We start from the raw sequence: 4,738 nt of genomic DNA on the forward strand, positions 1-4,738 counted from the left end.
GCTCGCGGCGCTGGCCGAAGCGGTCCACGACCGCGACGAACGCACCCTGCGCCGACTCCTGGCCCGCCTCGCCGAGCAGATCACCTTCGCCGACCTGCCCGGCCTGCGAAGCGCGCTCCAAGGGCGGCACCGCCGCCCCGAGCCACCCGAGCAGCGCCCGTGAGCCGTAGGGCGCCGCGGGCGGGGGGCGGGTGGCTTCTCGAGCACGTCGGCGGCAGTGGCCACGATGCCGCCGGTGAATTCCGATTCCGTCCGCTCGCACCGGAGGGCTTGTCGGCCGAGGCGCAGAGGGTCACGCTGTGCGCCATGGGGGATACGTTCCGGCGCCGCGTTGTCGGCGTCCTGTGGGCCCTGGGGCGGTTCGTGATCGCGGCCGTGGCTCCGGTCGCCGCTGTGGTGGCCGGCTCGTGGGTGACGGCCTCGGTGTACCGGCACACCGCCGACGGGCTGTTCTACCTGGCCATGCTGGTCATCGGACTGGCCGCCCTGACGGTCCACGTCACGGTCCTCTCCTACGGCTCCGCCCGGGAGTCCCTCCCGCGAGGCGTCATGGCGGCCGCCGCGACCGCTGTGCTGCTGGGAGCTTCCACCTACGGCACGGTCACCCCTGGCTGGACCGACGTGCAGGTGAGGCACGAGCGCGGGGTGGCGGTCACCGGCGTCGTGGAGCGGCGGTGGAGCCGGGGCGCCGACGACACCGGTGGCCTCGGCCCGCCCCCCAGCTACTACCTCACCGCCCGCACGCCCGACGGGACCCGCTGGACCCTGGATACCGACCCCAGTGACAAGCACCTCGAGGTCGGCCGCCCGGTGCTCTTCACCTACGACCCCCGCCACGAGTTCCGCCCCGCTCTCGGCCCCGTCCCCGGCGCACCGCCCTGGACCGTACGGACGGCCGCCCTCTACCTGCTCTGCGCCGGATCCCTCACCGCCGCGGTCGCCTGCGCACTCCCGGACTCCCGCCTACCGAAGCAGCAGCCCGAAGGCCCCCGACCGGCGCCCGAGTGATCCCGACCGGCGCGGTCGAGCGCCTGCCGGTACGAACTGTCACCGTCCTGCCGTACGGTCCCCCGGGCCGACGGGACCGGCCGGCCCGGCCCGGTGCTTCCGGCGCCGACGGCAAAAAGGGCGTCGGACGCGTGAGCCGGGATGTTGTCGCGGAGGAGCAGCGAATCCGATGGATGGCGGAGCCGCTCCACGGTGTGGGCCCGTTGCGGTTCAGGATGACACCGCAGGAGGCGGCGAAGGCGCTCCACAGTGCGCTGAAGCTCCTCACGCGGGGGTGCCCTGGTCGACGAGGTCGCGGACGCGGATGGCGATGCGCAGTTGGTAGCGGGAGCAGCGGCGGTGTCCGCCGTCGGAGCGCAGGGGTGTGATGAGGCGGTGTTCGCCGAGGGCTCGCAGGAAGCCGGGGGTGGTGCCGGTCATCTCGGGGGCGCGGCCCGTGGTGCAGGCGGGGCAGTGGTCGTCGTCGAGCTTGTCGGATGCGTCGGGGCTGGCCGTTGCCGTCACTGCACCTCTCTGGTTCTCGGGGAGAACGCGTCGAGGGGCCCCGGCGCCGTGTCGGCTCCGGGGCCCCGAAGGGGAACAACACCACCTACCGGCCTGGGCCGGTCCTTGGGTTCCGCACCGCCCCGGGGGCGGGGGTGTGCGGGGATCGCGTATGCGTGACCGGAAACCACCGTCCTTGCGTTGGGGTCTGCGGTGTCCGCCCGGGCGAGTGTTCACGGGCCGGGCGATCCTGATGGCGCTTGCGCCCTCCATTCATCCTCTGGGCTGCACTGTCAGTTTCGTACTGCTGGTACTGCGCCTGCTGAACTGCGACTTCGCTTCGGTGGCGGTGGTGGCCCACCTGTTCCGGCAGCCGGCCCCGTCGCCCGTCGTGCACCTGCGTCGGCCCGGAATCCCACTGCCCGGACTTCCCGGTGCGCGCGCCCGCAGCCTGGGCGCCTTCACCGTGGTCATGCCTGTCCTGTGCTGCTGGTACTGCACTCACTGAACCGCGTACTGCGGGACTCCGCTGGTGGCGGCCCCTGATACCTGCGGGCCGCCCGGTCCGGCAGTCAGTCCTGTCGCCGTCCTGCACCTGCCTGGCTTCGGAACTCCACTGCCGGACCGAACCGCGAACTCTGTCCAACTACCCCGGCCAGTTCGTGTCTGGCCGGTATCGCCGACTGCTGTCTACGGGAGAAACGTTAGACCCGCCCGCAACCAATGTCTACTCCAGCGCGCATATATTTTGCGCTGCCCGTGCGTGAGGTAGTCTTCCGCTGCGCGGCGGCACCCCCCGGGCCGCCGCCGCGCAGCCCGAAACAGCGAGCGCCGCCGCACAGGGAGGCGGCAGTGGGACACCCGGCGCCCGTGGCACCGGAGACGGTCCGGAACGGACAGGCGGCGTTGATCCAGGCGATCACCGAGGCCGTGCGTGACGGTGACGCCCGCACCGTCCGCCGACTGCTGGCCCGCTTCGCCGAACAGACCACCATCACCGACCCGTACGCCCTGCGCGACGCCCTCGACACCGCCCGCCCAGCCGGCGCCGACGGGCAGAGGTGACTCCTGTCGGGCCGCGCTCGCGGACCTGCCCGACCGGATGCCCGGGTCGGTCCTGCGCCCGGCGTCGTGGTGCGCAGCGCGCTCGCCCTGCTGGGCCGGGGCGAGGGGGCTGACGCCCTGCCGGGAGGCGAACTCCAGCAGGGTTCCGGTTCCAGCCGGTGTTCGGCAGTGCTGGGCCGGCCGCACCCGGCCGAGGTGGATATCGCGGGTGCACCACCGGCGTGGCGCCGGATTCGAACCGCTACCCGGCGGTGGCGGTCCTGCGTCGTCGGCCTGTGCTCCGGTGGCCGTCGCCGGCCGGACGGCACTGCCGGCGCCGTGCCACGCCGAGTGGCGGGTGGCCGGCGTCGGCAGTGCCGTCCCGGGTCAGGCCGCGACGGTGAGGTCGGCGCGGCCGAACAGGAGCGCGTAGCCGCGGGGCAGGTCGGCGAGGAGGCGGTCGGTGAGGGGGTCGCCGGCGAGGTCGGTGAGGGCGGCGAGGACGGAGGAGGCGTCCCAGCGGGCGGCGGTGAGGCTGGTGTTCAGGGCGCGGGCGACGGCTTCGACGAAGGCCGGGGCGGCGACGGGTCGGGGCAGCGGGATCTGGGTGGCGAAGACGGTGCGGGCGCGCTCGGGCAGGGCGGCGGCGAGGTCGCAGCGTTCCTCGCCGGTGAGCTGGGAGCCGAGGACGGCCAGGACGGCGTGCAGGACGCGTTCGGCCTCCTCGTCGGTGGTGTAGCGGCCGAGGGTGCGGACCTGCTGGAGAAGGAGGCGGTACCGGGTCATGGCGGTGGCCTTCCGGGGCGGGGCCGGCCGGGCGGGTGCGGCGGGCGGCGCGGACGGGTTCAGGGGCGGTGGCCGGGCCGGGGCCGGCCGAACAGGAGGTCGTAGCCGGGCGGCAGTTGGAGCAGGACACGCCCGGTGAGGTCGTCGCCGGCGGCGTCGGCCACGGTGCTGAGGACGGCGCCGATGTCCCACAGCGCGGTGGTCTCGGTGGCGCCCTCGATCCAGGCGGCGGTCGCGCGTGCGAACCGCTCGGGGCCGAGGGGCTCGGCGGCCTGCAGCGGGTTGAGCAGGATCAGGGCGAGGGTCTCGGGCAGGCGGGCGGCCAGTTCGGCGCGCACGTTGCCGACCAGGTGGGCGCCGAGCAGGGCCAGGACGACGCGCGCCGCCCGCTCGGCCTCCCCGGGCGTGTCGTACTCACCGCGTTCCCGGACCTCCTCCAGGAACGCCTCCCATCGAAGAGTCATGATGTGTCTCCCTCCGTCCCAACGGGCCGGTGCGAACGCGGCCGGCGCCCGGTCAGGGCTCGACGGCCGGGCGCCGGTGGAGGCCTGTGAGTTTCAGTAGCCGCACCACGCGGCGGCCGGCCCCTCGCAGGACCGGACGGCCGCCGCACCGGTCGGCCTGGTTGCGGGCCCGGACCGGGGCTCCCGGGCCCGCGCAGTCGACGAACGTCACCTCCGGCAGGTCGAGCACCACCTCCCGGTGCGACTCGAACGCGGCGGTCGGTGCACCGCGCAGCGCGGGGGCGGTATCGAGGTCGGTCTCGCCGCCGGCCCGCACCACGAAGGGTTGGTTGCTCCGGGCGTTCATGGCGTTGTCCCGTCTCCGCGGGCGGGCGGCCGGCGGTTCGGGGTGTTCCGTGCCGCTCCTCGGGGGGATCGGGAGCGGCACGGAACGGTCCGGGGGTCAGGCCCGGATCTGCCTGCGGTCGCCGCTGTGGCCGATGGCGACCTTGCGGGGCTTGGCCTTCTCCGCGACCGGGATCTTCAGCGTGAGCACGCCGGCGTCGTAGTCGGCGCTGATCCCGGCGGGGTCGAGGATGTCGGACAGCATGACCTGGCGGGAGAACACGCCGAGCGGGCGCTCGGACAGCTCCCACTTCACATCCTCGCCCTGGTGACGGGGGCGGCGTTCGGCCTTGACGGTCAGCATGTTCCGCTCGACGTCGACGTCGATCGCCTCAGGGTCCACCCCGGGCAGGTCGAAGCAGATCACGTACTCGTCGCCGACACGGCAGGCGTCCAGCGGCATCGGGGCCGGCCGGGACCAGGTTCCGTTCGTGCCCAGGAACTGCTGGGTCAGCCGGTCCAGTTCGCGGAACGGGTCAGTGCGCATCAGCATCGCGAAACACCTCCACTGATCAATGGGAGCCAGTGCGCTTCACCTGAAACTGTTCTAGCATGTCATCCATCCGATG

The 4,738-nt window shown here is 73.5% G+C and carries 6 protein-coding genes and 1 pseudogene; 2 read left to right on the forward strand and 5 right to left on the reverse strand.

Going from position 1 to position 4,738, the window contains the following annotated elements; translation table 11 throughout:
- Positions 1–306 precede the first annotated feature (306 nt).
- On the forward strand, positions 307–1,008 hold the full coding sequence (locus BI06_RS31100) for a hypothetical protein (protein ID WP_149030534.1): 702 nt from the start codon (positions 307–309) through the stop codon (positions 1,006–1,008).
- Between the two features lie 270 nt (positions 1,009–1,278).
- Here the strand turns inward: BI06_RS31100 and BI06_RS31105 are convergent.
- Positions 1,279–1,512 (reverse strand): annotated as a pseudogene (locus BI06_RS31105) (MerR family transcriptional regulator); the annotation flags it as partial.
- 849 nt (positions 1,513–2,361) lie between these two features.
- On the opposite strand from BI06_RS31105, the gene BI06_RS31115 reads away from it, so the two are divergent.
- A complete protein-coding gene (locus BI06_RS31115; protein ID WP_149030535.1) occupies positions 2,362–2,556 on the forward strand; it encodes a hypothetical protein in 195 nt (64 codons plus the stop codon).
- A 366-nt stretch (positions 2,557–2,922) separates the two neighbouring features.
- Here BI06_RS31115 and BI06_RS31120 read toward each other — a convergent pair whose 3' ends face one another.
- The 4 genes from BI06_RS31120 to BI06_RS31135 form a co-directional block, all read right to left on the reverse strand.
- Entirely contained in the window at positions 2,923–3,321 is a 399-nt protein-coding gene (locus BI06_RS31120) for a DUF2267 domain-containing protein (RefSeq protein WP_043473793.1), read from the reverse strand.
- A 59-nt stretch (positions 3,322–3,380) separates the two neighbouring features.
- Positions 3,381–3,785 carry a DUF2267 domain-containing protein gene (locus tag BI06_RS31125; protein WP_030398597.1) on the reverse strand — a complete coding sequence of 135 codons (405 nt, stop codon included), beginning with the start codon at positions 3,783–3,785 and terminating at the stop codon, positions 3,381–3,383.
- A 52-nt stretch (positions 3,786–3,837) separates the two neighbouring features.
- Complete coding sequence (locus tag BI06_RS31130) at positions 3,838–4,131, reverse strand: STAS domain-containing protein (protein WP_043473796.1); 294 nt, start codon at positions 4,129–4,131, stop codon at positions 3,838–3,840.
- Between the two features lie 96 nt (positions 4,132–4,227).
- Positions 4,228–4,662 carry an Hsp20/alpha crystallin family protein gene (locus BI06_RS31135; RefSeq protein WP_043473798.1) on the reverse strand — a complete coding sequence of 145 codons (435 nt, stop codon included), beginning with the start codon at positions 4,660–4,662 and terminating at the stop codon, positions 4,228–4,230.
- Between the last annotated feature and the right edge of the window lie 76 nt (positions 4,663–4,738).

This window comes from Kitasatospora sp. MBT66 (assembly GCF_000710405.2).
GTDB classification, from domain to species: domain Bacteria; phylum Actinomycetota; class Actinomycetes; order Streptomycetales; family Streptomycetaceae; genus Kitasatospora; species Kitasatospora purpeofusca.